Annotated in this window: 25 protein-coding genes; 14 read left to right on the forward strand and 11 right to left on the reverse strand. The window is 66.3% G+C overall.

The genetic code is table 11. From position 1 onward, the window contains the following. Window positions 1-508 (forward strand): OmpA family protein (locus tag QTH97_RS19575; protein ID WP_286570120.1); only part of this gene is annotated, 508 nt, incomplete at its 5' end. Between the two features lie 88 nt (window positions 509-596). Here QTH97_RS19575 and QTH97_RS19580 read toward each other — a convergent pair. The 3 genes from QTH97_RS19580 to QTH97_RS19590 all read right to left on the reverse strand — a co-directional run bounded on the left by QTH97_RS19580 (window position 597) and on the right by QTH97_RS19590 (window position 4,377). Beyond that, window positions 597-2,174 (reverse strand): alpha/beta hydrolase family protein, encoded by a 1,578-nt coding sequence (locus tag QTH97_RS19580; protein ID WP_286570121.1) that lies wholly within the window; start codon window positions 2,172-2,174, stop codon window positions 597-599. A gap of 170 nt (window positions 2,175-2,344) precedes the next feature. Then, complete coding sequence (locus tag QTH97_RS19585; protein WP_286570122.1) at window positions 2,345-3,364, reverse strand: 4-hydroxythreonine-4-phosphate dehydrogenase PdxA; 1,020 nt, start codon at window positions 3,362-3,364, stop codon at window positions 2,345-2,347. Between the two features lie 26 nt (window positions 3,365-3,390). Then, complete coding sequence (locus QTH97_RS19590; protein ID WP_286570123.1) at window positions 3,391-4,377, reverse strand: Bug family tripartite tricarboxylate transporter substrate binding protein; 987 nt, start codon at window positions 4,375-4,377, stop codon at window positions 3,391-3,393. Window positions 4,378-4,480: 103 nt separating this feature from the next. Here QTH97_RS19590 and QTH97_RS19595 point away from each other — a divergent pair, with 103 nt between their 5' ends. Beyond that, complete coding sequence (locus QTH97_RS19595; RefSeq protein WP_286570124.1) at window positions 4,481-5,419, forward strand: LysR family transcriptional regulator; 939 nt, start codon at window positions 4,481-4,483, stop codon at window positions 5,417-5,419. A 28-nt stretch (window positions 5,420-5,447) separates the two neighbouring features. On the opposite strand, the gene QTH97_RS19600 is transcribed toward QTH97_RS19595, so the two are convergent. Next, window positions 5,448-6,128: a cupredoxin domain-containing protein gene (locus QTH97_RS19600; RefSeq protein WP_286570125.1), complete on the reverse strand. Its 681-nt coding sequence runs from the start codon at window positions 6,126-6,128 to the stop codon at window positions 5,448-5,450. 2 nt (window positions 6,129-6,130) lie between these two features. After that, a complete protein-coding gene (locus tag QTH97_RS19605) occupies window positions 6,131-6,532 on the reverse strand; it encodes a COG4315 family predicted lipoprotein (protein WP_286570126.1) in 402 nt (133 codons plus the stop codon). A gap of 131 nt (window positions 6,533-6,663) precedes the next feature. Between QTH97_RS19605 and QTH97_RS19610 the strand changes: the two genes are divergently transcribed. Further along, the gene (locus QTH97_RS19610) at window positions 6,664-7,269 is read left to right on the forward strand and encodes a class I SAM-dependent methyltransferase (protein ID WP_286570127.1); all 606 of its coding nucleotides are present in this window, start codon (window positions 6,664-6,666) and stop codon (window positions 7,267-7,269) included. Here QTH97_RS19610 and QTH97_RS19615 read toward each other — a convergent pair. Beyond that, window positions 7,217-8,218: a LysR family transcriptional regulator gene (locus tag QTH97_RS19615; RefSeq protein WP_286570128.1), complete on the reverse strand. Its 1,002-nt coding sequence runs from the start codon at window positions 8,216-8,218 to the stop codon at window positions 7,217-7,219. The two genes, QTH97_RS19610 and QTH97_RS19615, sit on opposite strands and share 53 nt — an antisense overlap. Before the next feature lie 77 nt (window positions 8,219-8,295). Here QTH97_RS19615 and QTH97_RS19620 point away from each other — a divergent pair, with 77 nt between their 5' ends. Beyond that, entirely contained in the window at window positions 8,296-8,808 is a 513-nt protein-coding gene (locus QTH97_RS19620; RefSeq protein WP_286570129.1) for a YybH family protein, read from the forward strand. Between the two features lie 13 nt (window positions 8,809-8,821). Here the strand turns inward: QTH97_RS19620 and QTH97_RS19625 are convergent, their stop codons facing one another. Genes QTH97_RS19625 through QTH97_RS19635 form a run of 3 tightly spaced genes read right to left on the reverse strand, consistent with a single transcriptional unit; the run spans window position 8,822 to window position 12,716 of the window. Beyond that, window positions 8,822-10,906 carry an acetate--CoA ligase family protein gene (locus QTH97_RS19625; protein WP_444813454.1) on the reverse strand — a complete coding sequence of 695 codons (2,085 nt, stop codon included), beginning with the start codon at window positions 10,904-10,906 and terminating at the stop codon, window positions 8,822-8,824. Between the two features lie 5 nt (window positions 10,907-10,911). Further along, window positions 10,912-11,703 (reverse strand): enoyl-CoA hydratase/isomerase family protein, encoded by a 792-nt coding sequence (locus tag QTH97_RS19630; protein WP_286570131.1) that lies wholly within the window; start codon window positions 11,701-11,703, stop codon window positions 10,912-10,914. 32 nt (window positions 11,704-11,735) lie between these two features. Continuing rightward, entirely contained in the window at window positions 11,736-12,716 is a 981-nt protein-coding gene (locus QTH97_RS19635; protein WP_286570132.1) for a tripartite tricarboxylate transporter substrate binding protein, read from the reverse strand. 142 nt (window positions 12,717-12,858) lie between these two features. Here QTH97_RS19635 and QTH97_RS19640 point away from each other — a divergent pair, with 142 nt between their 5' ends. Then, window positions 12,859-13,656: an IclR family transcriptional regulator gene (locus QTH97_RS19640; protein WP_286570133.1), complete on the forward strand. Its 798-nt coding sequence runs from the start codon at window positions 12,859-12,861 to the stop codon at window positions 13,654-13,656. 6 nt (window positions 13,657-13,662) lie between these two features. On the opposite strand, the gene QTH97_RS19645 is transcribed toward QTH97_RS19640, so the two are convergent. Then, entirely contained in the window at window positions 13,663-14,580 is a 918-nt protein-coding gene (locus QTH97_RS19645) for a LysR family transcriptional regulator (protein WP_286570134.1), read from the reverse strand. 121 nt (window positions 14,581-14,701) lie between these two features. Here QTH97_RS19645 and QTH97_RS19650 point away from each other — a divergent pair, with 121 nt between their 5' ends. The 9 genes from QTH97_RS19650 (at window position 14,702) to QTH97_RS19690 (ending at window position 23,796) form a co-directional block, all read left to right on the forward strand. Beyond that, on the forward strand, window positions 14,702-15,856 hold the full coding sequence (locus QTH97_RS19650; RefSeq protein WP_286570135.1) for a muconate/chloromuconate family cycloisomerase: 1,155 nt from the start codon (window positions 14,702-14,704) through the stop codon (window positions 15,854-15,856). A gap of 11 nt (window positions 15,857-15,867) precedes the next feature. Beyond that, the gene (catC, locus tag QTH97_RS19655) at window positions 15,868-16,158 is read left to right on the forward strand and encodes a muconolactone Delta-isomerase (protein WP_286570136.1); all 291 of its coding nucleotides are present in this window, start codon (window positions 15,868-15,870) and stop codon (window positions 16,156-16,158) included. Window positions 16,159-16,207: 49 nt separating this feature from the next. Next, the gene (locus QTH97_RS19660) at window positions 16,208-17,128 is read left to right on the forward strand and encodes a dioxygenase family protein (RefSeq protein ID WP_286570137.1); all 921 of its coding nucleotides are present in this window, start codon (window positions 16,208-16,210) and stop codon (window positions 17,126-17,128) included. Window positions 17,129-17,275: 147 nt separating this feature from the next. Beyond that, on the forward strand, window positions 17,276-18,661 hold the full coding sequence (gene benA, locus QTH97_RS19665; protein WP_286570138.1) for a benzoate 1,2-dioxygenase large subunit: 1,386 nt from the start codon (window positions 17,276-17,278) through the stop codon (window positions 18,659-18,661). Beyond that, a complete protein-coding gene (gene benB / locus QTH97_RS19670) occupies window positions 18,661-19,146 on the forward strand; it encodes a benzoate 1,2-dioxygenase small subunit (RefSeq protein ID WP_286570139.1) in 486 nt (161 codons plus the stop codon). Before benA ends, benB begins: the two co-directional genes overlap by 1 nt. A 31-nt stretch (window positions 19,147-19,177) precedes the next feature. Continuing rightward, complete coding sequence (benC, locus tag QTH97_RS19675) at window positions 19,178-20,194, forward strand: benzoate 1,2-dioxygenase electron transfer component BenC (RefSeq protein WP_286570140.1); 1,017 nt, start codon at window positions 19,178-19,180, stop codon at window positions 20,192-20,194. Beyond that, complete coding sequence (gene benD / locus QTH97_RS19680) at window positions 20,191-20,979, forward strand: benzoate diol dehydrogenase BenD (RefSeq protein WP_286570141.1); 789 nt, start codon at window positions 20,191-20,193, stop codon at window positions 20,977-20,979. The genes benC and benD overlap by 4 nt, the downstream gene beginning before the upstream one ends. A gap of 51 nt (window positions 20,980-21,030) precedes the next feature. Further along, window positions 21,031-22,413, forward strand: coding sequence for an MFS transporter (locus tag QTH97_RS19685; protein ID WP_286570142.1), 1,383 nt, complete (start codon window positions 21,031-21,033; stop codon window positions 22,411-22,413). A 9-nt stretch (window positions 22,414-22,422) separates the two neighbouring features. Next, window positions 22,423-23,796, forward strand: coding sequence for a benzoate/H(+) symporter BenE family transporter (locus QTH97_RS19690; protein ID WP_286570143.1), 1,374 nt, complete (start codon window positions 22,423-22,425; stop codon window positions 23,794-23,796). Window positions 23,797-23,864: 68 nt separating this feature from the next. Here the strand turns inward: QTH97_RS19690 and QTH97_RS19695 are convergent, their stop codons facing one another. Continuing rightward, window positions 23,865-25,379 carry an efflux transporter outer membrane subunit gene (locus tag QTH97_RS19695; protein ID WP_286570144.1) on the reverse strand — a complete coding sequence of 505 codons (1,515 nt, stop codon included), beginning with the start codon at window positions 25,377-25,379 and terminating at the stop codon, window positions 23,865-23,867. Window positions 25,380-25,408: the final 29 nt, after the last annotated feature.

Raw genomic sequence — 25,408 nt, forward strand, 5'->3', positions numbered from 1 at the left:
GGGCCTGCAGATTCCCTTCGGGCCTGCACCCCAAGTGGCGCGGCCAGCCCCGCCACCGGCGGCGCCGGCCGTGGTGCCGCCGCCGCCACCACCACCGCCCCCGGCGACGCGAAACTTCGAGCTCAAGGCCGACGGCACGTTCGCGTTCGCCAAGTCGGACTTGACGCCTGCCGGGCGCACTCGCATCGACAACACGCTCGCAGAACTCAAGGCCTCGAACATCCGGCTGCGCTCGATCGCCATCGTCGGCCACACGGACCCGATAGGCACCTTCGAGTTCAACCAGCGCCTGTCGCTGGCACGGGCCAACTCCGTGCGTGACTACCTGGTGAGCCAAGGCGTGCCGGCCAACATCATCCAGACCGAAGGCCGCAGTTTCTCGGAGCTGAAGGTCACTGAAGCCGATTGCAGGGCCCAGGGCAAGGCCAGGAACCGCACGGCGCTCATCGCCTGCTTCGAGCCGAACCGTCGCGTGGAAATCCGCGCCGCCGGCGAGCAGGGCGGCTAGGCATTCCCGCTGAGCGGCTCAGGAGCGCACGCTCCTGAGTCGCAATCGCGAGCGGGGCTTTCGTAGTCGCCAAGTCCCGGTGATTGCGTCAACTCCCAGCGGCGAGGACGCCCTCGAAGAAGACCCGTGCCGATTGCATGCAATAAGCCGGCACCAGCTGACCGTGGTAGGCGAGGGCCACGGCCTGGTCCTTGGCGGCGTCGGTCCCGGATGCGCCGGCCCGCTCTTGCGCCTTGGCCTGCGCAAAGCCTGCGCGTGCTGCCGCATAGGCATCGTTCACATCCGTCGTCTCCAGATCGACCACGGTCATCGACGAAGCGGGCATGCCGCGCGCGCGGAAGTAGCCTGACGTCGCAAGGCTGCTGGTGAAGTTCACCGTCGGATCATTCGCGCCGCCGCACATCAGCACGGGCCGCGTCGGCAGCCAGTTGCGCAGGTCGTTGGCCACCGCCGCCTTGCGCAGGCCGGTCGTGGGTGCGCAGCCGAGCGGCGATGTCGTGTTGAGCGACGCCGGTGTCGCCGGCAGCGCGTTGCCAGGGCAGGGGTTGGCCTTGACGTCATTGAACCAGGTCGTCAGGTAACTCTGGCGCACCAGGTTGTCCGCGCCGTAGTTGATGGCGACGCTGGCGTTCAGCGGGCCGGGCGTGGCGTCTGCCGGAAAGAATGCGTACTTCGGCAGCTTGCCCGACGACAACAGCTCGTCGCTCGACAGGTAGCTCGGCAGCAGTGTGTCGATGCCGGATGCGTACTTGTCTTCGTAGATGTCGCTCGGGGCTGTGTACACGTTGCCGAACTGCTTCTGCCAACTGGTCGTGAGCATCGGAAAGAAGACGGTGCTGCCGAGTTCCGGTGAGCCGGCAGCGGAATAGTCGATCAGCAGGCTGATCGCCGACGGCGCGGACATGGGGGCGGACGCCGTCACCGACATGCCGGTTGCCTGCATCTCGCGATGCGCCGCCAACGCAGCGTAGCCGCCTTCCGAATAGCCGGTGACCAGCAATGCGCCGCCGTCCACCGCCGACAGCGCGGCCAGCGTCGAGCGCGCCGCCTTGAGCGCGTCGATCATCTCCTTGCCCTGCTGGTCGGCATTCAGGAAGGGGTGATAGGGCAGGGACGACTTGTCGTAGCCCGCGTAGTTGGGTGCCACCACGATGTAGCCCTGCGCCGCGAACATGGCCGCCACGACCACGCCTTCCGCACCGGCCGGCTGGTTGGTATTGCTGAGGTTGGAGATGTCGTAGTTGCGCTCTGTCGCAGTGCCGTGCCCGTAGAGCACCAGGGGGCGCGGGCCGTTGCATGCGGGGTCCGTGCCGGAGGGCAGCATGATGGCGGCGCTGGCCGGGACCGATTCACCCTGTGCGCCGACCGTCTGGTATTGCAGATAGCGCACGTCGATGCCGCACTTGGGGTCGCCCGCGGCGCGCAGGAGTTGCTCGCCGGTGGAAACGGTTCCGATCAGGCTCTTGAATTCGTCTGCCGACAAGCGGATGACGCGGTCGGGTGCGGCCGTGAGCGCGGTGCCGCGCGCTGGAGTCTCAGTGGCCCCGGCGACGGCCAGGGCCATGGCGTTGCTGCCGCCGCTGCCACCACCGCCGCAACCCGACAGCATCAGGGCACATGAAGCAGCAAGGGTGGATGCGATGAAGCAGGCGGCGTGGCGGGGCATGGTCGAGGGTCTCCGGCAGTAAGGATGAAAGGCACGGCGAGGATGCCCGCCACGCCCTTCGCTGCCATGCCAGAAACAGCCGATACCTCGTGAAGCGTCCGGCCTACAGGGGCCCAGGGCAGCGCGATACCCTGCTCCCCGCACCAGCGGCGACGGCCACAAGCCGCGATTCAGGTCGCCCGAGCTGTCGGCGCCTTCCTTTCGCGCGCCATTCGCACGCACAAGTCGAAAGCGTGTTGCAAGCCCTCGATCTTCGCTACGCCCTGGCCCGCGATGTCGAAGGCGCTGCCGCTCGCCGAGGTCGCCACCGGCACTGGCAGACCGCCATGCAGCGTCACGCCCTGTTCGAAGCCCATGAGTTTCATCGCGATCTGGCCCTGGTCGTGATACATCGAGACGACAGCATCGAAGTCGCCTCGGCGCGCGCCGATGAAGACGGTGTCGGGCGAGTAGGGGCCACGGGCGTCGATCCCTTGCGCCTGCAGCTCGCGGACGGCCGGCGCGATGATCTCGATCTCTTCGCTGCCGATGGAGCCGCCGTCGCCCGCATGCGGATTGAGGCCCGACACCGCGATGCGCGGTGCCCGGACGCCGGCACTGACGAGGGCGTCGCGAATGATGTGCACCGCGTCCTTCACGGCGTCGCCGGTGATGAGGGCCGCGACATCCTTCAGCGGCACATGCGAGGTGACGCGCGAGGTCCAGAGGCTGCCGGTGATGTTGAATTCGCAGACGAAGCCCGGTACGCGAAATCGCTCCTGCATGTAGCGCAGTTCGTCCTCATGCTGCAAGCCGCCGAGGCGCAGCGAATGCTTGTTGAGCGGCGCGAAGACGATGCCGTCGACCAGGCCCCGGCGAACGGCCTCGGTGGCCAGTTGCATCGCCTCGAAGGAAGCCACGCCGGAATGCACGTTCGATTCGCCGAGCACCGGCGGACGCCCGCCCATCGTGTCCTGCGCCAAGAGGCTCGGCCGGCCGGGCTCGAATCGCAGCGCGTCGAGACTCTGGATTCGAAGGGGATCGAGCGTGGCGCCGCCGGCGATGCGTTGGCCGCTTTCGAGCACCAGCGGGTCCGCGACGATCAGCAAATCGGCCGCATCGATGTTGGGTGCGCGCGCGAGCAGCTTTACCGTCATCTCGGGACCGATGCCGCTCGGGTCGCCGGGCAGCACTGCGATTCTGGGTTTCATCGGATTCCTTTCCTTGTTCTTCGAAGTCACTCGGCACGCATGCCCGTGTCCCTGACCAGCTTGCCGTAGCGCTCGAACTCATTGCGGTTCATCTCTGCAAAGGCCTCGATGCTCGTGGCCGAGATCTCGCCGCCGAGCGCCTTGATGCGCTCCTGCACGTCGGCCGATCGCAAGCTTTGCGCAAGCTCGGCGTTGAGTCGCTCCACGGCTGCGCGCGGCGTGCCGGCGGTGACAAAGAGGCCGTACCAGGTGTTGACGTCCGCGCCGGAGACGCCGGCTTCCGCGAGCGTCGGGACCTCGGGCAGTTCCGGTGTGCGCTTTGCGGCGGCGACGGCGAGCGGGCGCAACTTGCCGGCCTTGATCTGCTGCATGGCCGAGGAGGTGCTGTCGAACATCATCTCCACCTGCCCGCCGATGATGTCGATGTGCGCCTGCGAACTGCCTCGGTACGGCACATGGATGGCCTTGGTGCCCGTGGCCAGTGCGAAGGCTTCACCGCCCACGTGCTGCGTGCTCCCGATGCCCGAGGACGCGTACTTGAAAGAGCCCGGCCTGGCGCGCATCGCTGCGATCAGTTCTCCGACGTTCTGGTAGGGCGAGGTCGAAGGCACGACCAGGACATTCGGCATCACCGCCACAAGGCCGACCGGCTGCAGGTCCTTGAGAGGGTCGTACTTGAGCTTGAGCAGGTGAGGCGCGACCGCTTGACCCGTGTTGGTGGCCAGGAGCAGCGTGCTGCCATCGCCTGCGGCGCGTGCGGTGAGTTCGGCCGCGATGGTGTTCGACGCGCCGGGCCGGTTCTCGACGACGACAGGTTGCTTCAGCGCGGCGCCGAACTTGTCGGCGAGCAGGCGCGCGAGGATGTCGGTCCCGCCACCGGGGGAGGCGCCGACCATGATGCGCAGGGGCTTGTCCGGATAGGCAGTCTGCGCGGAGGCCGCGGGCGGCGCCGCGACCAACAGCAAGGCGGCCATGGCGCTGACTGCGCGGCACAGCAGGGGGCGGAATGTCATGGGGCGTGTCTCCGTTTTTTCTTCCAGGCTGACGGACGCAGCTTAGGGATGTTTGCCATTCCAATCCAATCGATATTCCTGAAGAATTCATATACATCTGTATATGGCTCAACCTTCCGTCGATCTTCCGCCCTGGCGCCTGCTGTTGCGCCTGCGCACGCGTCAATGGGTGCTCCTTGCGCTGCTCGACCAGCACCGGAACCTGGGCCGGGCGGCGGCGGCGATGAGCGTCAGCCAGCCCGCGGCGACCAAGCTGCTGCAACAGCTCGAAGACACCTTCGCCGTACCGCTATTCACCCGCGTGGCGCGCGGGATGACGCCAACGCCCTACGGCGAGGCGCTGGTGCGCCACGCCCGCTGGGTGCTCACCGACTTCGGCGCAGTGTGCGAAGAGGTCGAAGCGCTGCGTTCCGGCCTCAGTGGCGCGCTGCGCGTGGGAAGCGTTCCGGGTGCAGTGCCGGAACTGCTGGCGCCCACTCTGGTGGCCTACCAGCAGAAGCACGAACGCGTGGCTGTCAGCGTGGTGGTCGACACCAGCGACGTGATGCTGCGCCAGTTGGCGCGCGGCGAGGTCGACCTGATGCTGGGTCGACTCACCGAGGATCACAGCGCCGAGGCTTTCGATTGCGTGTTGCTGCTCGGGGAGCCCCAGGTCGTGGTGGTGCGCAAGACGCATCCGCTGCTCAAGCGCAAGTCGGTGACGCTGCGCGAGCTGGTCGATTGGCCCTGGCTGTTGCAGCCGCCGGGTTCGCCGCAGCGTGGGCGCTTCGAGGCGGCGCTGCGCGAGGCCGGCATCCAGCAACGGTTGCGTGTCACCGAGACGGCGTCGCCGATCGCGATGACCGCGCTCCTGGAACATTCAGACATGGCCGCCGTGATGCCGGCGTCGCAGGCGGCCCACTATGCCAGGCTGGGCGTGCTGTGCGTCCTGCCGGTGAAGCTACCGATACGCGTGCCGCCCATCTACCTGATCACGCGACGCGCGCACAGCCTGTCCCCCGCGGCGGCGGAGTTTGTAGCGCTGTTGCGGCCTGCTTCATAGGCGGTCGCTCCCGGTCCTCCTTCGCGCCTCAGATTCGTTTGCGCCGTGGAACGACATTGAGCTGAAGCGTCGCTTTCGCAGGCGCGTCGCCGAGCATCACCTGCAGCGGCGCGATGTCGATGAGCTGGTCCGCGTGCCACACCTTGACCGACGCCGCGCCTTCCGGCACGTCGATGGTCGCCAGCCCATCCATTCCCGTCAGCGCCGCCCAGGGCGAGTCGCTCACGTAGACATGCCCGCGCATCGAGTTGTGCAGATGGCAGCCGAGCAGCACGGCGCCGGCCTTTTCGAAAGTGGCGTCGGCGACCTTGCCGGGCTTGCCTTCGGGCTTCGCGGCGATCATCAGCTCGAAGCCGCCGGCCGGCCCGGCGTCGAACTGCATGACACCGGCGGCGGACGCGCGCACGTGATGCTCCCACGGGTCGTTGTTCACGAAGCGCGCCTTGGCGCCGACAGCGACCAGGCTCACCGCCGGTACGAAGCGCATCTTTTCCTGGCTGATCGTCACTTCCCTGGGCAGCGGCCTGGCGGGGCTGGCCTTCGATGCGGTGGCCACGACGACGACCGCATCCACGACAGGCTGGCCGTCCTTGTCGAGGACGCTCACCTGGAGCGGCGTCGCAGCGCACAGCGCGCAGGCAAGCGCACCTGCCAATGCAATGGCGCTGCTGCGCAAGCGCGGAACACGCAAGCGAGGAGGCGTTCCCATGCTCAGAGCTGACTCGTCTTGATGACGTGCCAGACCTTGTTGTAGTTGTCGCCGTAGACGTCGCCGGGTTCCTGGTCCTCGGGCCAGGTGTAAAGCGGTTGACCCTTGAACGCCCACTGCTTGCGACCGTCGTCCCGGGTGACGATCGAAAGGCCGCCGCTCGGCTTCGCGCCATCGGCGGCCATGACCGGCGGCCACTTGACGGCGCAGTCGCCGTTGCAGACGGAGCGGCCGCTGTTGGGTGCGTCCTTGTCGAAGGTATAGAGCGTGAGACCCTTTTCGTTGACCAGGATGCCATTGGCAAGCTTCACGGTCGAGACGTCCTTCGAGGCCATCGGCGGTGGTGTGGCGCAACCGCCGAGCATGGTCAGAGCGATGGCGAGGCTGGCAACTGCAATACGCACGAAGGTCTCCTTGTTGTGGTGGGATATGAGATGGTGCGCTCGCATTACACATTTCGATACAGTTTTGCCCTAGTGCAATTTGTCACGGACGCATGCTTTCGGTTGCCGGGCCAGTTGAAAAGGATCCACACATGGAATCAGTCAGTGCCGCCGCTTTCGACGAGTCCTACTATCAGCGCTATTACTTCGACAAGAAGACCAAGGTGGCGGACCCGCAGCACATCGAACGCCTGGGCGCCTTTGTCTGCGCCTATCTGAAATACCTGCGCGTACCCGTGCGTCGGGTGCTGGACGTAGGCTGCGGCGTCGGGTTGTGGCGCGATATCGTGGCGCGGCATTTCCCGCAAGCCAGCTTTCACGGCGTGGAATTCAGCGAGTACCTGTGCGGACGCTACGGATGGGAGCGCGGTTCGGTCGTGGACTATCGGGCCCGGCAGCCGTTCGACTTCCTCATCTGCCAGGGTGTGCTGGCCTACCTGAGCCCGGCGGACCTGAAACTTGCGCTGCGCAACCTCGGGGCGTTGAGCCAGGGTGCGCTCTACGTGGAGGTCGTCACGCGCGAGGACTACGAACGCGACATCGTGGACGAAGACCTGACCGACCCGCAGCTCTTTCGCCACCGCGCCGAGGCGTACCGCCGCGGGTTGACCCGGCAGTTCAAGGAGATCGGAGGCGGCGTGTGGCTCAGCCGGCAATCCGACGTGCCGCTCTTCTCGCTGGAGTGCGTGTCGGAGTGACCCTGAAGCCAGGGGGGCGTGTCCCGATCACGTTGAAGAGCCAAGCCAGCCCCTCGTCTTGCAAGGCCACCTTGGGTGCAACGGCTCGAATCCGGAAGCGATTCAGCCGCATTGGCGCTTCCACGGCAACGACGCCGAATCGCGCTCCATGCGCTGCGACGAATGCCCTCGGCAAGGCGGCGACCAGATCCGTCTCGGCGATGACGGCGAGGGCAAACATGAAGTTCGGAACGGTCAGCGCGATGCGTCGCGAAAGCCCCTGCTCTGCCAGCATCCGGTCGACGAAACCGAAGGCATCTCCGGTATGCGACACGAGAAGATGCTGCAACGCGAGGTACCGGTCGACGGTCGGCCTGGCTGCGAACGAATGGCCGGCGCGCATCGCGATGACGAAGTCCTCTTCGTAGAGAACCCTCTCGGCGAAACGCGTCGGGGCATCGTCCGTGGGGATGATGGCGATGTCCATCGCGCGCGCCTCCAGGTCCGCGAACGCGGCGCGCCACGCATGATCGGGCGACGTTTCCCCTTGCGCGGGAAGCAACTGGCGCACGCTGATGCCGATGCCGGGAGCGCTCTCGCGCAAGACGGCCAGAAGCGGCGGCAGGAACACCGCTGAAGCCCCGTCGGGTGCGCCGATCGTGAAACGGCGGCTCGACGTCGCGGGATCGAACTTCTCCGCGGTCGAGATCACGCTTCTGACGCGTGCCAGGACGTCCCGGATGGGAGCGGCCAATTCGGCTGCGCGGGCCGTGGGCACGACGCCTTTCGGCGTCTTGAGAAAGAGCGGGTCGTTGAGCAGCCGGCGCAGCCTGCCGAGGCCATGACTGATCGCCGAGGGCGACAGGCTCAGTCGTTCGGCCGCCCGGCCGACGTGTCGAGTCTCCAGGACCACCTCGAAGAGCACCAGCAGGTTGAGGTCGGCGCGCGCGAGATCAATCTCGTTCAGCATATCGCTGAAATCGTATCACTTGATTCAGGAGCCTGGGAGTGCGATCGTCCCGACAAACCTGCTCAGGAGCGACCCCTATGCACGCCACGCAACATCCGGATCTCCCAGCCGAAGTCGCCGAACTCGTCCGGCAATCTCAGCAGGCCAACGCAGCCCTCATGCGCGGGGACATTCGCCGGTACCTCGAATTGGTCCCCCACTCCGACGACTACACGCTGATGTCCCCGTTCGGAGGAACGCCGACGCACGGCCCGCAAATCACGAGCGAACGCTGGGAGGAAATCGGGCGATTCTTCAGGAACGGTTCGTTGACGCAGGAACTCGTCCAGTCATACGCTTCGACCGACATGGTGGTTCTTGCGACGATAGAACGAGCACATGTCGAGGTCGGCGGTTTGCCGGCGCAGGCGTGGTCGCTGCGCGTCACCTTGGTCTATCGCCGCGACGGGAGCGGATGGCGTCTGGCGCATCGGCATGCCGACCCGCTCGCCAACGGCGTCAGCCTCGAGCACGCCGCCTCCCTCGCCCGGGACCCCGGAAGTTGCGCTGGCCCGGAACAGGCAGGCCATGGCGCGGTCGTGGAAGTCTGAAGCGGCCTGGGATTCAACGCAACTCGGCCACACCGTCGGCAGCCCGGACCCCGAGACCTTGCGGCAGGACGAAGACGGGATTGATCTCTGCTTCAACCAACTGATCTTTCAACTGCGCGGCCATGCGGGAAAAGGCGACGATGGCATCGACCAGCGCTTCGACGTCGGCCTTGGGCCGGCCGCGGAAGCCGTCGAGCAGCGGCCACGTCCTGAGTTCGCGGGCCATGTTCAATGCGTCGTTCCTGCCAAGGCCGCCTTCCCGCGGGAGCAGGCGCATCGTCGTGTCCTTGAACAGTTCGGCGGTGACGCCGCCCATTCCGAGAAGAATCGCGGTGCCGAGCGGATCGCGGTGCATGCCGAGAATCAACTCGGTTCCTCCGCTCACCATCTCCTGCACCAGGAAGCGAGTGGGGCGCACTCCGGTGTTGCGCTCCACCTCACTCGCCATCGCACCGAGTCGCGCCGCAATCTGGTCCGCCGTGACGTTGACTGCCACGCCACCCACATCGCTCTTGTGCGTGATCTCGCTGGAGAGGATCTTCAGGACCACGCGGCCCCCAAGTTCACGCGCCGCGCGCTCAGCTTCGTCTGCATCGTGCACGACCAACTCGCGCGCGCAGGGCACGCCGAAGCGCGCGAACAATTGCTTCGCCTGCGCCTCGTCCAGCGAGCCCACGGGGAGATCCCGGAGCGCCTCCTGTTCCACTGCGACGGAGTCTTCGTCGACCGGCCTTTCCTGGCTCGACTGCAGCATGCCCGCAAGGGCCGCCGTACAGCTTTCAGCGGCAACGAACGCAGGCACGCCATGCTGGGTGAGCAGCGTAGCGGCCTCGGGCGCATGTGGACTGACGTAGGCCAGCACGGGCTTGTCGGAGAAGGGCAGGCACTCCGCGATGGCGCCGGCCATCAGCTCGGGCCTGCCGACACCCGATGACCCGACGATGATGACCAAGGCGTCGTAAGCCGGACTGGCCAGCAAGGTCCTGATAGCGCCGCGCAAGAGGTCCGGTTGCAGGCCTGCGAGCGTGACATCGATGGGATTGCGATCCAGCGCGGCATGCTCACCGCTCTGCAAGGCCCGCAAGGCTTCGGCAGTCGCTGCATCGGGTGCCGGAGTCTCGAAGCCGGAAACGCCCAGGCTGTCGGACACCAGGGTGCCGGCACCCCCGGTCGAGGTCAGGATGGCCACTCGCCTGCCCCGCAGCACGCGGCGCGTGGCGAGTGCGGCAGATATGTCCAGCAGGTCGCCGAACGTCGTTGCGCGGATCACGCCGGTATGGCGGAACAAGGCGTCGTACATGCGGTCCGCACCGGCGAGCGCACCGGTGTGCGACACCGCGGCCCTGGCGCCGGCTTCGGAGCGCCCGATCTTGAACGCGACGATGGGCTTCCCGGCCCGCGCTGCCTTGAGCGCGGCCTCACGGAACTTCTCCGGATGGCGGATCGCCTCGATGTACAGCGCGATCACTTGGGTCGCTGGATCGTCGACCAAGGCATCGACGAAATCAGCCAGTTCGAGGTCCATCTCGTTGCTGGTCGAAACCAGCTTGGACAGACCGATGCCCCTGGCGGACGCACGCGACAGCAACGCGCCGAGGATGCCTCCGCTCTGCGACACGACGCCAATGGCACCTGCATGGAAGTGCTCCATCTCCAGGGCGCCACTGGCCGAGAGCACGATGCCGTCAGTCAGGTTCACCAAGCCGATCGTGTTGGGACCCAGGATGCGCATGCGTCCGGCGGCTTCCATCAGTTGCTGCTGGCGCCGCGCGCCTTCCTCGCCAGTCTCGGTGTAGCCGCTCGCCAGCACGATGGCCGCGGCTGCGCCACGCCGGGCCAGATCACGAACGGCGAGGTGCGCCCGTTCGGCACCGAGGAGCACGATGCCCACGTCGGGCACCTCGGGCAGCGAATCCACATCGCGGTAGCAAGCCAGTTCCCCGATGCGATCGAGCTTGGGGTTGACTGGATAGATCGAGCCGGCGAAGCCATGCTTCAGCAGGTACGACACGGGACGGCCGGCCGTCTTGGCCGGATCGCCCGAGGCGCCGATCACGGCGACGCTGCGAGGCTGGAGCAAACGTGTGAGTGCTTCCATGGCCGTCATCCCTTCACCGCAGCCTTGGCCAGAAAGGCCTGCACCGACTCGCGGTGCTCGGTGCTCGTGTAGCAGATGCCCTGCGCCTGGCTCCCCTGGGCAAAGACCTGCTGGGCCGGCAACTCGAAGGTCTGGTCGAGGATGGCCTTGGAAAGGGCGAGCGCCGTCGCAGAGCCCTTGCTCAGTTCCGCGGCCCACGCCTGGGCGTCGGGAAGCAGCCGGTCTGCGGTGGTCTTCCGGTCCACGACGCCCAGGGCCAGCGCCTCGTCGACGTCGACCTTGCGACCGGTAAAGATCAGTTCCTTGGCCTTCGGCAAGCCCACGCGGCGCGGCAGGAAGTACATGCCGCCGCCATCGGGAACGATGCCCCGGTGAATGTATGACCAGGTGAAGCTGGCCCACTCGCTGGCGATGATGAAGTCGCAGGCCAGGGCGGTATCCGCGCCGAGTCCGGAGGCGGCGCCGTTCACCGCGGCAATCACGGGCTTGGGCATCGTGTGCAGCAGCATCTGCGCATGGTGCACGCGCTGCTGCCGGTGCCAGCCGTTGAACGCGATCTCGCCGGTGGGGGCGCTCATGCGGCGCTCCATGCCCGCAATGTCGCCCCCGGCGCAGAAGCCCTTGCCTGCGCCCGTGAGCACCAAGGCCCTGATGCGCTTGTCGGCGGCGATGCGCTCCAGAGCGATGATGAATTCGCCGCGCATCTCGTCGCTCATTGCGTTGCGCTTGTCCGGGCGGTTCAGGGCAAGCGTCGCGACGCCGCTCTCGACCTGCAGTTGGATCAGTGAATCAGTCATGGGGTCCATCCTTTTCAGTCTTGAACTCGGCCTCAATCGGCCTTCACGTTGTTTTCCTTGACGATGCGCGACCAGCGGGCAGTCTCGGTTTGAACGAAGTCGCCCAACTCGGCCGAGGAGCCGGCGCTGACGGTGAGGCCTTCCGGTTCGAGCATCTTGCGAAACTGGGCGCTCTCCGTGGCCTTCTTCGCGGCTGCGTTCAACCTGCCGATCACCTCCGTCGGCGTGCCCGCCGGGACGAAGAGGCCATACCAGCTTTCGACCGCGTAGCCCGGAACGGTCTCCGAGATGGCGGGCACATCCTTCAGGGCCTGCGCTCGGCCCGGCGTGGTGACGCCGATGGCGCGCAGCTTGCCGGCGGCGACCTGCGAGGAAGCCGCGGCGGCGGTAGCGAACATCATGTCCACCTGCCCGCCGAGCAGATCGGTCAAGGCGGGGCCCGCGCCCTTGTAGGGAACATGCGTGAGCTGCACCTTCGCCAGGTTGGTGAACATCTCGCCCGCAAGATGCGCCGAGGTGCCGTTGCCTTGCGACGCGTAGGACAACGCGCCCGGCTTTGCGCGCGCTGCGGCGACGACATCCGCCACCGACTTGTAGGAACTGTCCGCGCGCACCACGAGAACGTTGGGGCCGCGTGCGAGCAGGACAACAGGCGCGAAAGCCTTCTGCGTGTCGTAGGGGAGCTTCGCCATGAGGCTCGGATTGACCGCATGCGCAAAGGTCGAGACCAGCACCGAATAGCCGTCGGGTGGGCTCTTGGCCACGGCATCGCTGCCAATGATGGTGCCCGCGCCGGGCTTGTTGTCGACGATGACCGATTGACCCAGCGCCTGCGACATTCCCACGCCCAGCGCGCGAGCGATGGCATCGGTGCCGCCGCCCGGCGCGAAGGGAACGACCAGCTTCACGGGCCTGTCCGGAAACGCCGCGAGGGCGGCGGAGGAGGCCGCCAACGCGGTTGCGGCCAGGCAGCCGGACAAGCGCCGCAGAAATGAACGAAGGGGAAGGGTCATGGGTTGTCTCCTGCCGCGCGGGCAAATGGGCTGTCGTGATCTGGTGCTCACGGGCCGGAGTCACCATGGACGAAGCTTAGGAAGTCCTGGGCCGATTGGCATCCCACCAATTCCATCCAGTGGAACTGGCTAGACTTGCCGCATGTCGTCCAGGTCCGCGCAGTCCCTCAGACCCGAGAACCCCGGCCGCTCTCCGTCCAACAGGTCGCTCGAGCGAGGCATCGAGATACTTCGATCGTTCCGGCCCGGTTCGGAACTGCTCGGCAACGCGGAACTCGCCGAGCGAACGGGCCTGTCGCGCTCCACCGTGAGCCGGCTGGCGCAGACGCTGGTCGGCATGGGCTACCTCCAAGTGGAGCCGCGCACGCGCGCCTACAGCCTCGCGCCCGCAGTGCTCAGCCTGGCGCACGCGATGCGGAGCGGCTCCACCGCGCTCGCCATCGCAGCACCGCACATGCGCGCCGCCTCCCAGGGGGAACGCATCAACGTGGGACTGGCCGCTCCCGATCGGGATGAGATGGTCTATCTGGAATCCATCCGCTACAACCGGCGGCCGTCGCTGCGAACGGTCGTCTCGGGGCAACGCGTGCCGATGGAGCTGACCTCCCTCGGGCGGGCCTATCTCGCGAGCGCTCCGGAAGGGCGGCGCAAGGCCCTGCTGGCTCACTTCCGCCGGCTGCGGCGTGCGCAATGGACGCAACTCGGGCCAGCACTGTCGGAGGCGATTCGCGCGGTGGAAGAACAAGGCTACTGCGCGGCCGCATGGCAGCCCGAGGTCGTCGCGGTGGCCACGCCTTTGGCGTTCAAGGGCTCGCACTATGCGCTGAACGTGAGCCTGTCCACGGCTGAACCATTCGCGCAGATGGTGCGCGAGCTCGCTCCTGTGCTGCTCGCATTGAAAGCTCGCATCCAGCGTGGGCTGGACGCGGCGACCGACTGAACCTTCCTATTCCGCCCGCCTGGCCATGCTGCGCACGGAAGTCGGCAATGACCGGACCATCTCGGCCAGGTAGGTCGTCAACTCAGATTCGTCGCTTCGGCGGCGGTTCATGATCACCGGCGTGGTCACGCCTGCGTCGCCCAAGGGCAGGTAGAGCACGCCGTCGCGGTGCAGGTTCTGCACCGACTGCGGCACCAGTGCATACCCGAGGCCTGCGACCACGAGGCCGATGGCGGTTTGCACCTCGTTCGATTCCAGCGCGATCACGGGCTTCAGGCCGCGCGACTGGAACATCTCCAGCACCTGGTCGGCATAGCTCGGCCGCGGCTTCGCGGGATACAGCAGGAGCGGCTCCGTCGCCAGCTTGGCCAGGCTGATCGTCTTGTGCTTGACCAGGCGATGGTTCGCGGGCAACGCCACCATCACCGGCTCCTCACGAACCAGTTCGCCGACGACGTCATCGTCATCGAAGTTGAGCCGGCCGAAACCCATGTCGATGCGGCCCGCCTTGAGACCCTCCACCTGCTGCACCGTCGTCATCTCGTACAGGCTCAGGTCGACCGTCGGCTGTTCCTCACGGAATTTCCGGATCACGTCGGGCAGCTTGCCGTACAGCGTGGAGGGCGCAAACCCGATCGCGTACCAGGTGCGTCTGCCGCCCGCGATGCGCGCGGTTGCGGCTTGCACTTCCGACATGCGATCGAGCATCTGCTGCGCCTGGATCTGGAAGAACCGTCCGGCCGGCGTGAGACGCAGCGGACGCGACCCCCGGTGCAGCAGTTCCGCGCCGAGTTCCTCTTCGAGCGTGCGGATCTGCCGGCTCAATGGCGGCTGGGCGATATGCAACTGTTCGGCCGCGCGGCTGAAGCTCAGTTCGCGGGCGACCGCGCAGAAGTAGCGCAGATGGCGCAATTCGAGGTGCATGGCGTCTCCTGTTGGCGGATCACGTGCTCGGTGAAAACCCGGAGTCTCTATACCTTGAAGGTATTTTGCCGGACTCAATCGATATTGGACCGCAAGCCTCGTGAAGACGAACATTCAACCCATGAACACGAGCCCCACCATTCAATCCGTCGACGCCGTCCTGGTCGACTTGCCGACCATCCGCGCCCACAAGCTGGCGATGACGACCATGATGCGCCAGACGCTCGTGATCGTGCAGCTGGTCTGCAGCGACGGCCTCACCGGCGTCGGCGAGGCCACCACCATCGGCGGCCTGGCCTACGGCGACCAAAGCCCCGAGAGCATCAAGAGCGCGATCGACAACTACCTCGCGCCGCTGCTCATCGGCACGGACGCGACCGGCGTCAATGTAGCGATGCAGCGCGTGTCCGCTTCCGTCCAAGGCAACTCCTTCGCCAAGTCGGCGGTCGAGATCGCATTGCTCGATGCGCAAGGCCAGCGCCTCGGCCTTCCCATCCACGCGCTGCTGGGTGGCGCCATGCGCGAGGCTCTGCCGGTGCTCTGGACCCTGGCGAGCGGAGATGCCACGCGCGACGTCGACGAGGCGCTTGCCTTGATCGAGGCGCGCCGTCACAACGTCTTCAAGCTGAAGATCGGAAGCCACCCGCTGGCAGAGGACATCGCTCACGTCCAGGCGATCCGCCGCGGCCTGGGCGACGACGTGATGCTCACTGTCGACGTGAACCAGGCCTGGGACGAGACTACCGCCGTCCAAGGCATTGCAGCGCTCGAAGCCATCGGCGTCAGCCTCGTGGAACAACCCGTGGCACGCCGCAATCGTCGCGCATTGAAGCGGCTCAGCGCCCGCTTCGATGTCGCCATCATGGCCGACGAGGCGGTGCACGATGCGATCGATGCCTTCGACCTGGCCGCCGATGCCGCTGCCGACGTCTACGCGCTCAAGATCTCGCAGGCCGGCGGCCTGTGGCCCACCTTGCGGGCTGCTTCCGTCGCCGACGCGAGCGGCGTCGGCATCTACGGCGGCACTCTGCTGGAGGGCAGCATCGGGAGCATCGCCGCGGCCCATGTCTTTGCCGCCTGCCCGAAGCTGAGCTGGGGCACCGAACTGTTCGGCCCGTTGCTGCTCAAGGACGACATCGTTGTCCGGCGTCCTGACTACCGCGACTTCGAACTGCAACTGCCGAAGGTGCCCGGCCTTGGCGTACAGCTCGACCTCGACAAGCTCGCCTTCTATCGCCGCGACCGCTCGTCGCAGGCCGTCGCCGTCACCGCCTGAGGACCACCGCCATGCTGTTCCACGTCGAAATGACCGTTCGCCTTCCGCACGACATGCCGCCGGCGCAAGCCGACCAGCTCAAGTCGCGCGAGAAGGAGATTGCACAGGGCCTCCAGCGCGACGGTGTCTGGCGCCACCTGTGGCGAGTTGCCGGGCGCTACGCCAACGTCAGCATCTTCGACGTTGCCGACAACGCGGCGTTGCACGACACGCTGATGACGCTGCCCCTGTTCCCCTACATGGATATCGAGGTGCGGCCGCTCTGCCGTCACGCCTCGTCCATCCACCACGACGACCGCTGATTTCCATTTCCCTCAACCCTGACCCCCACGACCCCACGGAGACAAAGCCATGAACGAAATGAGCAAGACCCAGCTGCTGGAAAAAGTCACGCACTCGAACCGGCCCAACGGCAACCCACGCGTCCAGAAGATCACGGCGCGCATCGTCGGCGACCTTTTTCGCGCGATCGACGACCTGGACATCCAGCCCGACGAGTTCTGGGCGGGCGTCGACTGGCTTTCGCGCCTGGCATCGAGCGGCCAGGCGGGCCTGATCACCGCCGGCCTGGGCTTCGATCGTCTGCTGGACATCCGCCTCGACGAAGCCGATGAACGCGCGGGGCGCAATGCCGGGACCCCGCGCGCCATCGAAGGGCCGCTCTACATTGCCGGTGCGCCGCTCGCGAAGTACGAAGTGCGCGTCGATGAAGAAGGCGACGCGAAGCGCGGCGAAACGATGGTGATGGAGGGTCGCGTGCTCGACATCCACGGCGAGCCCGTTGCCGGTGCCATCGTCGACGTGTGGCACGCCAACGAACTGGGCCGCTATTCGCACTTCGACCCTGACCAGGCCGAGTACGCCCTGCGCCGCCGCATCGAGACCGACGCCCAAGGGCGCTACCGCTTTCGCAGTTTCCTGCCGCCGGGCTACGCGATTCCCCCGAACAGCCCGACCTCGGAGTTGTTCAGCGCGATCGGACGCCACGGCAACCGCCCGGCGCACATCCACTTCCTCGTGGTCGCGCCGGGGCTGCGCACGCTGACGACGCAGGTCAATGTGCCGGGCGACAGCTTCATCGACGACGACTTCGCCTTCGCAACGCGGGACGGCTTGATCCTCCAACTGGAGAAGAACACGCCCGCCAGGGGTTACGAGTCGCTCGGCGTGAACGAGCCCTTCACCCGTGTGCCATTCGACTTCATCATGCAGCCGGCCATTGACGAGAGCGAGGCCTCGCCTCAGGCCCGCGTGGCCCGCGCTGTCGGCTGATCCGACGCTGCCGCTCCCGAGCCGGCACGAGGCCGGCCGGGAGGTCCATTTCCACACCGATCGTCGATGGGTGAAGCAGCGTGCTTCGGCTTTGCGACGACCCCCTTTCAGTGAATCGCCAATTCGCCTACCTCCCAGGAGACACGCATGATCCCCATCTATCCCGTCCCGTCGACGCCGAACCTCGCCAGGCTGGATGCCTTGCTCGAAGACGATCCGGTCGAGCACAAGTACCGCCTGGACCGTTCCGTCTTCACCGATGAGCAGTTGTTCGACCTGGAGATGAAGCACATCTTCGAAGGCAACTGGGTCTACCTGGCGCACGAGAGCCAGATCGCCAACGTCAACGACTATCTGACCGTGTATGTCGGCCGCCAGCCGGTGGTCATCACGCGCAGCAAGGACGGCAAGCTCAATGCGCTGGCGAACACCTGCACGCACCGTGGCGCCATCCTGTGTCGCCACAAGAAGGGCAACAAGTCGAGCCTCACCTGTCCGTTCCACGGCTGGACGTTCAACAACGCCGGCAAGCTGCTGAAGGTCAAGGACAACAGCGCCGAGGCCGGCTACCCGTCGAGCTTCAATTGCGAAGGCAGCCACGACCTCGCGAGGCTCGGCGCGTTCGAGAACTATCGCGGCTTCCTGTTCGGCAGCGTGAACCCCGACGTCGTTCCTCTGAAGGAACACCTGGGAGAGGCCGCCAAGATCATCGACATGATCGTCGACCAGTCGCCCGATGGCCTAGAGGTGCTGCGCGGTGCGTCGACCTACACCTTCGACGGCAACTGGAAGCTCGGCGCGGAGAACGGTGCGGACGGCTACCACGTGTCGTCGGTGCACTGGAACTACGCGGCCACCACAAGCCGTCGCAGCGTCGACGGCAAGGTCGACACCGTGAAGGCGATGAACGCCGGCAAGTGGGCGCAACAGGGTGGTGGCTCTTACACCTTCAAGCACGGCCATCTGCTTTTGTGGACCAACTGGGCCAACCCCGAAGACCGGCCGTTGTATTCACAGCGCGACGAATGGATCGGGAAGTTCGGCGAGGCCCGCACGGACTGGATGCTGGGCAAGTCGCGCAACCTGTGCCTGTACCCCAACGTCTACCTGATGGACCAGTTCAGCTCGCAGATCCGCATCGTCCGGCCGATCTCGGTCAACAAGACGGAGGTGACGATCTATTGCATCGCGCCGAAGGGCGAGGCACCGGAAGCACGCACGCGCCGCCTGCGCCAGTACGAGGACTTCTTCAACGCGACCGGCATGGCCACGCCCGACGACCTGGAAGAGTTCCGGTCCTGTCAGCACGGCTACGGCGCACGGGCCGTGAAGTGGAACGACATGAGCCGCGGCGCCACGCACTGGATCAAGGGGCCCGACGCGACAGCCGACCTGATCGACCTGAAGCCGGACCTGAGTTGCGTCAAGACCGAAGACGAAGGGCTCTACATCGGCCAGCACGAATACTGGCTCGACACCATGAAGAAGGCCGTGATGGTCGAGCATGCCGAGCACGCCCCGGGAGGCCAGTGATGTTGTCCTACCAGGAACTCCAGGCCTTCGTCTACTCGGAAGCCCGCGCCCTCGACGAGCACCGCTGGGTCGACTGGCTCGCCTGCTACGCGGACGACGCCGAATTCTTCATGCCGTCATGGGATGACGACGACAAGCTCACGACCGATCCGCAGAACGAGGTTTCGCTGATCTACTACCCGAACAAGCAGGGCCTCGAGGATCGCGTGTTCCGTATCCAGACGGAGCGCTCCAGCGCCACGATGCCGGACACACGCACGGGCCATGCGATCAACAACCTCGAGGTGCTGTCCCAGGACGAGAAGCAATGCGTGGTGTCCTTCAACTGGACCACGCACAGCTTCCGCTATGACATCGTGGACGTGTACTTCGGGAGCTCCCAGTACACGCTCGACACGAGCGGAGACAAGCCGCTGATCAAGCGCAAGTACGTCGTCCTCAAGAACGACTACATCCACCACCTGCTCGACATCTATCACATCTGAACCCTTCGCCAATTGGGACAAGGAGACAACCATGTCATTCAACATCGCCTTGCAGTTCGAAGACGGGGTTTCGCGCATCATTCCGTGCGAGCCCAACGAACTGATCGCCGACGCGGCGTATCGCGCCAAGATCAACATTCCCCTCGACTGCCGCGACGGCGCCTGCGGCACCTGCAAGTGCCACTGCGAGAGCGGCAGCTACACGATGGGCGACTACATCGAGGATGCCCTGGCCGACGACGAAGCGGCCAACGGCTACGTGCTCACCTGCCAGATGAAGCCCACTTCCGACTGCGTGGTGCGCGTGCCGGCCTCGTCGGCGGCGTGCAAGACGGAGGTCGGCACGCACGGCGGAAAGCTCACGAAGATAGAACGCGACTCGGCGACGACTGTCTCGTTCTCGCTGCAGGCCGAGCGTCCGCTGGCCTTCCTGCCGGGACAGTACGTGAACCTCACGGTGCCCGGCAGCAAGGAGACGCGCTCGTACTCGTTCAGTTCCGCCCCCAACACGTCCGAACTGGCCTTCCTGATCCGCGACGTGCCCGACGGCCTGATGAGCACCTACATGCGCCAGAAGGCACAGCCCGAGGATTTCATGATGTTCACGGGACCGTACGGCAGCTTCTACCTGCGCCCGGCCGTGCGCCCGATCCTGATGCTGGCGGGTGGCACCGGCCTCGCGCCCTTCCTGTCGATGCTGCTGTGGCTGAAAGAGAACCCGACCGACCAGCCGATTCGCCTGGCCTACGGCGTGAACTCCAACGACGACCTGGTCGAACTCGAAACCCTGGCAGAGCTGAAGGCGAGCTTGCCGGACTTCGAGTTCTTCACCTGCGTGGTGGACGAGGACAGCGGGCATCCGAAGCAAGGCTACGTGACCCATCATCTTTCGGGCGATGACCTGCACGATGGCGACGTCGATGTGTACGTGTGCGGCCCGCCGCCGATGGTGGAAGGGGTGCGCAAGTGGATGTCCGGTGTCGGCGTGACGCCCAGGAGCTTCCACTTCGAGAAGTTCTCTTCCGCCAACGAAGCGGTGGCAGCATGAGCGCGCACCGCTTCAAGGACAAGGTCGTGATCGTCACCGGCGCCGCGCAAGGCATTGGCCGTGGTGTCGCGCTGCAGGTGGCGGCCGAAGGCGGCACGGTGCTGGCCGTCGACCGCGCCGACATCGTCGAGGAGGTCGTCGCCGAGATCGAAAAGGGCGGCGGCACCGCCGCGGCTTTCCGGGCCGATCTCGAAACCTTCGCCGGCGCGCAGGCCATGGTGGCGGAATGCCTGGCCCGGTTCAGGCGCGTCGATGTGCTCATCAACAATGTCGGCGGCACGATCTGGGCCAAGCCCTACGAGCACTATGAAGAGGCGCAGATCGAGGCCGAGATCCGGCGCTCGCTTTTCCCGACGCTGTGGTCCTGCCGCGCCGCGCTGCCGTTCATGGTCAGGAAGAAGCGCGGCGTCATCGTCAACGTCTCGTCGGTCGCCACGCGCGGTGTGCACCGCGTGCCGTATTCGGCGGCCAAGGGGGGCGTCAATGCGCTGACCGCGTCGCTGGCCATGGAGCACACGCGCAACGGCATCCGCATCAATGCCACGGCGCCAGGCGGAACCGATGCGCCTCCGCGTCGCGTGCCGCGCAACGCATCGAAGGCCAAGCCCAATGCGCGCGACACCGCCTGGTACCAGGGCGTGGTCGACCAGACGGTCGATTCCAGTCTCATGCACCGCTACGGGACGATCGACGAACAGGTCGCGCCCATCCTGTTCCTGGCATCCGACGACGCTTCCTACATCACGGGAACGGTCGTGCCGGTCGGCGGCGGCGATCTCGGCTGACGCCGCGGCGGCCTTCATTCCCCACACCCAACCACACATCGAGACAAAACCATGCGCAACATCGATCTCCACAAGCTGGCCGACGAGGCCCGCTTCAATCGCTTCCACGGGCTGGTTCTCTTCTGGTGCGCCCTGATCATCATCTTCGATGGCTACGACCTCGCAGTGGCCGGCATCGCGCTGCCCTCGATCATGAAGGAGATGGGCGTGAGCCCGACGAATGCGGGCTTCATGGTCAGCTCTGCCCTGTTCGGCATGATGTTCGGCGCCATCTTCCTCGGCACGATCGCGGACAGGATCGGCCGGCGACGCGCCATCGTCATCTGCATCGCGCTTTTCAGCATCTTCACCGCGGCGGCCGGCCTCACCCACGAGCCGGTCAGCTTCAGCGTGATGCGCTTCCTGGCCGGGCTTGGCATTGGCGGCGTGATGCCGAACGTAGTCGCCCAGATGACCGAGTATTCACCGCGCAAGATCCGCAGCACGATGGTCACGCTGATGTTCAGCGGCTATGCGGTTGGAGGCATGCTGGCCGCGCTGCTCGGCAAGGGACTGATCGAAGCCTATGGCTGGTCGTCGGTGTTTCTCGCGGCAGGCTTGCCGGTACTGCTGATCCCCGCGATCCTGAAATCGATGCCCGAGTCGATGCCCTTTCTCATGAAGGCGAATCGACTCGACGAGTTGCAACGCCTCGCGTCGCGCCTCGATCCCGCCTACCGGCCGGAGGCTGGCGACAGCTTCGCGTTGCCGCGCGAAGACAAGGCCGCGAGCGCGCCGATCGGCCGCCTGTTCCAGGACGGCCGCGGCTTCAGCACCGTGATGTTCTGGATCGCGTTCTTCATGTGCCTGTTCATGGTGTACGCGCTCAGCTCGTGGCTGACGCGGTTGATGGCGGGCGCCGGCTACAGCCTGGGGTCCGCCTTGACTTTCGTGCTGGTGCTGAACTTCGGCGCCATGATCGGCGCGGTGGGCGGGGGCTGGCTCGCCGATCGCTTCCACATCAAGTACGTCCTGGTGGGCATGTATGCGTTGGCGGCGGTGTCGATCACGCTGCTGGGCTATCGCGCTCCAACGGAATTGCTGTTCCTGCTGGTCGGCCTGGCGGGCGCTTCGACCATCGGCACGCAGATCGTGACCTACGCCTACGTCGGGCAGTTCTATCCGATGGCGGTGCGCGCCACGGGCATCGGCTGGGCCTCGGGCGTGGGACGAAGCGGCGCCATCCTCGCGCCGATCGTGATCGGCAGCCTTGTGGGCCTGGCACTCCCGCTGCAGCAGAACTTCATGGCGATCGCGATTCCCGCGGTGATTGCGGCCGTTGCGGTGGCCTTGATCGACCATGGTCGCTCGACAGGTGCCCAACATGTCGATGCTTCAGGTGCGCCCCGCGAGAATTCGCCAGTTGGCTCGACGGCCGCAGTCGCCGCAAAGTAGCGGCCGGCCATGTTGCACCACCTCGAGCGGCCGTCGGGGTCGCTGCCCGGCTGGCGCCGGGTGGTGGCCGATTTCGGCCCCACCTATGCAGCCAACGGATTCATCGGCTTTGTCTTCGCGGCCACCGCGCCGGTCGCGATCATCCTGTCGGTCGGCGCAGGCGGCGGCTTGAGCGAGGCGGAGTTGGCTTCGTGGCTCTTCGGCGTGTTCTTCGTCAATGGCCTCGTCAGCGTGTCGATGTGCTGGCTGTACCGTCAGCCCCTGGCCTTCTTCTGGACCATTCCCGGTACCGTGCTGGTCGGTCCTGCGCTGATGCACCTCAGCTTCGCCGAGGTGATCGGGGCGTACTACGCGACCGGTGCGCTCATGTTGGTCCTGGGTTGCACGGGCTGGGTGCGCCGGGCGATGGCAGCGATCCCGATGCCGATCGTGATGGGCATGGTGGCCGCCGTGTTCCTGAGGTTCGGATTGGACCTCGTGCGATCGTTGCACGACGACGTCGCGTTGGCGGGGCCGATGGTCATCGCATGGCTGGCGCTGACGGCGGTGCCTGCGCTGGGGCGGCGACTGCCGCCGTTGATCGGTGCCCTGCTGGTGGGTGCCGCCATGACAGCATTCCTGGCGCGAATGGACATCGCCGCGCTCGGGGCCATCGAACTGGTTCGTCCCGTCGTGCGAATGCCAGCGTGGTCGTGGTCCGCCATGGTGGAACTCGTGGTGCCGCTCGCCGTCACGGTGCTGGTCGTCCAGAACGGCCAGGGCATCGCCGTGTTGAAGTCGGCGGGGCACGAGCCACCGGTGAACGCCGTGACGGCAGCCTGCGGGATCGGAGCCATGCTGAGCGCGGCGGTCGGTGCGGTCAGTACCTGCCTCACCGGTCCCACGAATGCAATCATCACGGGCTCGGGGGAGCGTCCCCGCCACTACAGCGCGGCCATCTTCACCGGCATCCTCGCAATGGCCTTCGGCCTGATGTCGCCGGCGTTCACGCGGCTGATGCTCCATCTGCCAAAGGCCTTCATCATGGTGTTGGCTGGCCTGGCCATGCTGCGCATCTTGCAGTCCGCCTTCATGACGGCGTTCAAGGATCGGTTCACGCTCGGCTCGCTGGTGGCCTTTCTTGTCACGGCAGCGGATCTCGCGGTTCTCAACATCGGCGCCGCGTTCTGGGGATTGGTCGTTGGCTTCGCCGTGTCCTGGTGCCTCGAGCGGCAGGACTTCCCGCCGCAACGCACCTCCTTCGGCATGGTTGAGCGGCTGCGCATGATCGCAGCCGCCGTTCACCGCCTCGTCATCGCTTCCGGCGCACTGATCGACGAGGCGACACCTCCCGTCAAAGCCCACCCAAAGAAAGAGCCAAGGCAGGGCCGCAACCCTGAATGACCCCGCAAGGCCTTACGTGGGAGCCGCGCATCGGGTGCAGCGGTCACCATGCGCGAGGCCGTCGAAGTTCACGACTTGCCTCCAACATCCCCCGCCCCACCCAACGCCTTCGACACAGCCACCAACCCCATCGCCAACCGGCTCGTGCTCTCCGCGTACTCCCGCTGCGCCTGCAGCCACGTCCGCTGCGCATCCAGCTGTACCAGAAAGTCCGTGAGCCCGTGCTCGTAGCGCACTTGCGCGAGTTGCAGCGCCTCGCGGCTGCTGCGCTCCCTCACCGCCAGTTGCGCGTTGCGGCGGCGTTCAGCCGTGTAGACGTTCAGCGCATCATCGATCTCGTGCCATGCCCTCAGCACGGTCTGCTGGTAGGCCACGGCGGCTTCCTGTTGCTGCAGCTCGCGCAGGGTCACGGTCGTGCGGCGGCGGCCGCCGTCGAAGATGGGCAGTTGCAGGCTGGGTCCGATGGCCCACGTGCGGCTGCCCCAGTCGCCGAAGCTGCTGCTGTTTACCGATTCGAAGCCGAAGTTCGCGCCCAGCGTGATGCGCGGGTACAGGTCGGCCACGGCCACGCCGACGGTCGCGGTGGCCTCGTGCAGCCGCGCCTGCGCCATCTGGATGTCGGGCCGGCGCAGCGCTATCTCCGAAGGCAGGCCCAGCGACAGATCGGGCAGCCGGGGCGCTGCCGCGGTGTCGGGCAGTGGCGCGAGTTGCGCCTGGAGCGCGCCGGGCCGCTCGGCGATGAGCAGGGTGAGCTGATTGATGGCCTGCGCCTCCTGCACCAGCAGTTGCGGCAACCGCGCGCGGAGGTCGGCGGCCTGCGCGTTCTGGCGCGTGACGTCGAGGTCGGTCGTGAGCCCGCCGTCGGCGCGGGCCTTGACGAGCTGCAGTGTCTCTTCGGCGGCCGCGATGTCTTCGCGTGTCAGGCGGATCTGGCGCTGCACCGCGCGCAGGTCGAAGTAATGCCGTGCCACTTCGGCCTGCACGCTGAGCTGCACCTGTGCGAGCATGGCCTTCGACGCGGCCACGTTGGCATCGGCGGCCTCGACAGAGCGGCGCACGCGGCCCCAGAGATCGATTTCCCACGAGGCGTCGAAGCCGGCCTGATAGAAGTTGTGCGGGTCGCTCAGCACCTTGATCAAGTCGTCGCGATTGGCGGGGTTCAGTGCGCCGAGCAGCCGCGTCATTTCGCCGTCCTCGCTCTCGCGCAGCCGCGTCGCGCGCGCGCTGCCGTTGACCTGGATGCTCTTCTGCGAATCGACCACCGCGAGTTGCGCGCGGCTTTGCGCGAAGCGCAGGGCGGCGGTCTGCAGGTCCTGGTTGGCGGCGAGCGCCTGCGCTTCCAGTGCATCGAGCACAGGGTCGCCGAACATCGACCAGCCCTGCGGCGCCGCAGCGGCGGCCGGCGAGCCGAGTTGCGGGTCGAGCAGTTCCGGCGAGCCACTGTGCCATGCGGCGAAGTTGGAAGGCGCCTCGGGCTCCGGGGGCTTGAAATCGGGGCCGACGGCGCAGCCGGAAAGCAATGCAGCAGCAAGCACGCCGGCAAGGCATGCCGTGGCGCGGAGAGAGCAGGGCGAAGTCTTCATGGTTTGCCTTTCAGCAGCAAGCGATGCCG

Origin of the sequence: Variovorax gracilis, from assembly GCF_030317115.1 — a bacterium.
Lineage (GTDB): Bacteria > Pseudomonadota > Gammaproteobacteria > Burkholderiales > Burkholderiaceae_C > Variovorax > Variovorax gracilis.

What these genes read in the sequence shown, in the direction of transcription:
- QTH97_RS19620 (WP_286570129.1), top strand. Translation starts at nt 8,296, where the DNA reads ATGCACGCCACGCAACATCCGGATCTCCCAGCCGAAGTCGCCGAACTC.
- QTH97_RS19660 (WP_286570137.1), top strand. Translation starts at nt 16,208, where the DNA reads ATGAACGAAATGAGCAAGACCCAGCTGCTGGAAAAAGTCACGCACTCG.
- catC (WP_286570136.1), top strand. Translation starts at nt 15,868, where the DNA reads ATGCTGTTCCACGTCGAAATGACCGTTCGCCTTCCGCACGACATGCCG.
- QTH97_RS19610 (WP_286570127.1), top strand. Translation starts at nt 6,664, where the DNA reads ATGGAATCAGTCAGTGCCGCCGCTTTCGACGAGTCCTACTATCAGCGC.
- QTH97_RS19595 (WP_286570124.1), top strand. Translation starts at nt 4,481, where the DNA reads ATGGCTCAACCTTCCGTCGATCTTCCGCCCTGGCGCCTGCTGTTGCGC.
- benC (WP_286570140.1), top strand. Translation starts at nt 19,178, where the DNA reads ATGTCATTCAACATCGCCTTGCAGTTCGAAGACGGGGTTTCGCGCATC.
- QTH97_RS19630 (WP_286570131.1), bottom strand. Translation starts at nt 11,703, where the DNA reads ATGACTGATTCACTGATCCAACTGCAGGTCGAGAGCGGCGTCGCGACG.
- QTH97_RS19585 (WP_286570122.1), bottom strand. Translation starts at nt 3,364, where the DNA reads ATGAAACCCAGAATCGCAGTGCTGCCCGGCGACCCGAGCGGCATCGGT.
- QTH97_RS19650 (WP_286570135.1), top strand. Translation starts at nt 14,702, where the DNA reads ATGAACACGAGCCCCACCATTCAATCCGTCGACGCCGTCCTGGTCGAC.
- QTH97_RS19600 (WP_286570125.1), bottom strand. Translation starts at nt 6,128, where the DNA reads ATGGGAACGCCTCCTCGCTTGCGTGTTCCGCGCTTGCGCAGCAGCGCC.
- benA (WP_286570138.1), top strand. Translation starts at nt 17,276, where the DNA reads ATGATCCCCATCTATCCCGTCCCGTCGACGCCGAACCTCGCCAGGCTG.
- QTH97_RS19685 (WP_286570142.1), top strand. Translation starts at nt 21,031, where the DNA reads ATGCGCAACATCGATCTCCACAAGCTGGCCGACGAGGCCCGCTTCAAT.
- QTH97_RS19625 (WP_444813454.1), bottom strand. Translation starts at nt 10,906, where the DNA reads ATGGAAGCACTCACACGTTTGCTCCAGCCTCGCAGCGTCGCCGTGATC.
- benB (WP_286570139.1), top strand. Translation starts at nt 18,661, where the DNA reads ATGTTGTCCTACCAGGAACTCCAGGCCTTCGTCTACTCGGAAGCCCGC.
- QTH97_RS19645 (WP_286570134.1), bottom strand. Translation starts at nt 14,580, where the DNA reads ATGCACCTCGAATTGCGCCATCTGCGCTACTTCTGCGCGGTCGCCCGC.
- QTH97_RS19640 (WP_286570133.1), top strand. Translation starts at nt 12,859, where the DNA reads ATGTCGTCCAGGTCCGCGCAGTCCCTCAGACCCGAGAACCCCGGCCGC.
- QTH97_RS19590 (WP_286570123.1), bottom strand. Translation starts at nt 4,377, where the DNA reads ATGACATTCCGCCCCCTGCTGTGCCGCGCAGTCAGCGCCATGGCCGCC.
- QTH97_RS19580 (WP_286570121.1), bottom strand. Translation starts at nt 2,174, where the DNA reads ATGCCCCGCCACGCCGCCTGCTTCATCGCATCCACCCTTGCTGCTTCA.
- benD (WP_286570141.1), top strand. Translation starts at nt 20,191, where the DNA reads ATGAGCGCGCACCGCTTCAAGGACAAGGTCGTGATCGTCACCGGCGCC.
- QTH97_RS19695 (WP_286570144.1), bottom strand. Translation starts at nt 25,379, where the DNA reads ATGAAGACTTCGCCCTGCTCTCTCCGCGCCACGGCATGCCTTGCCGGC.
- QTH97_RS19615 (WP_286570128.1), bottom strand. Translation starts at nt 8,218, where the DNA reads ATGCTGAACGAGATTGATCTCGCGCGCGCCGACCTCAACCTGCTGGTG.
- QTH97_RS19690 (WP_286570143.1), top strand. Translation starts at nt 22,423, where the DNA reads ATGTTGCACCACCTCGAGCGGCCGTCGGGGTCGCTGCCCGGCTGGCGC.
- QTH97_RS19635 (WP_286570132.1), bottom strand. Translation starts at nt 12,716, where the DNA reads ATGACCCTTCCCCTTCGTTCATTTCTGCGGCGCTTGTCCGGCTGCCTG.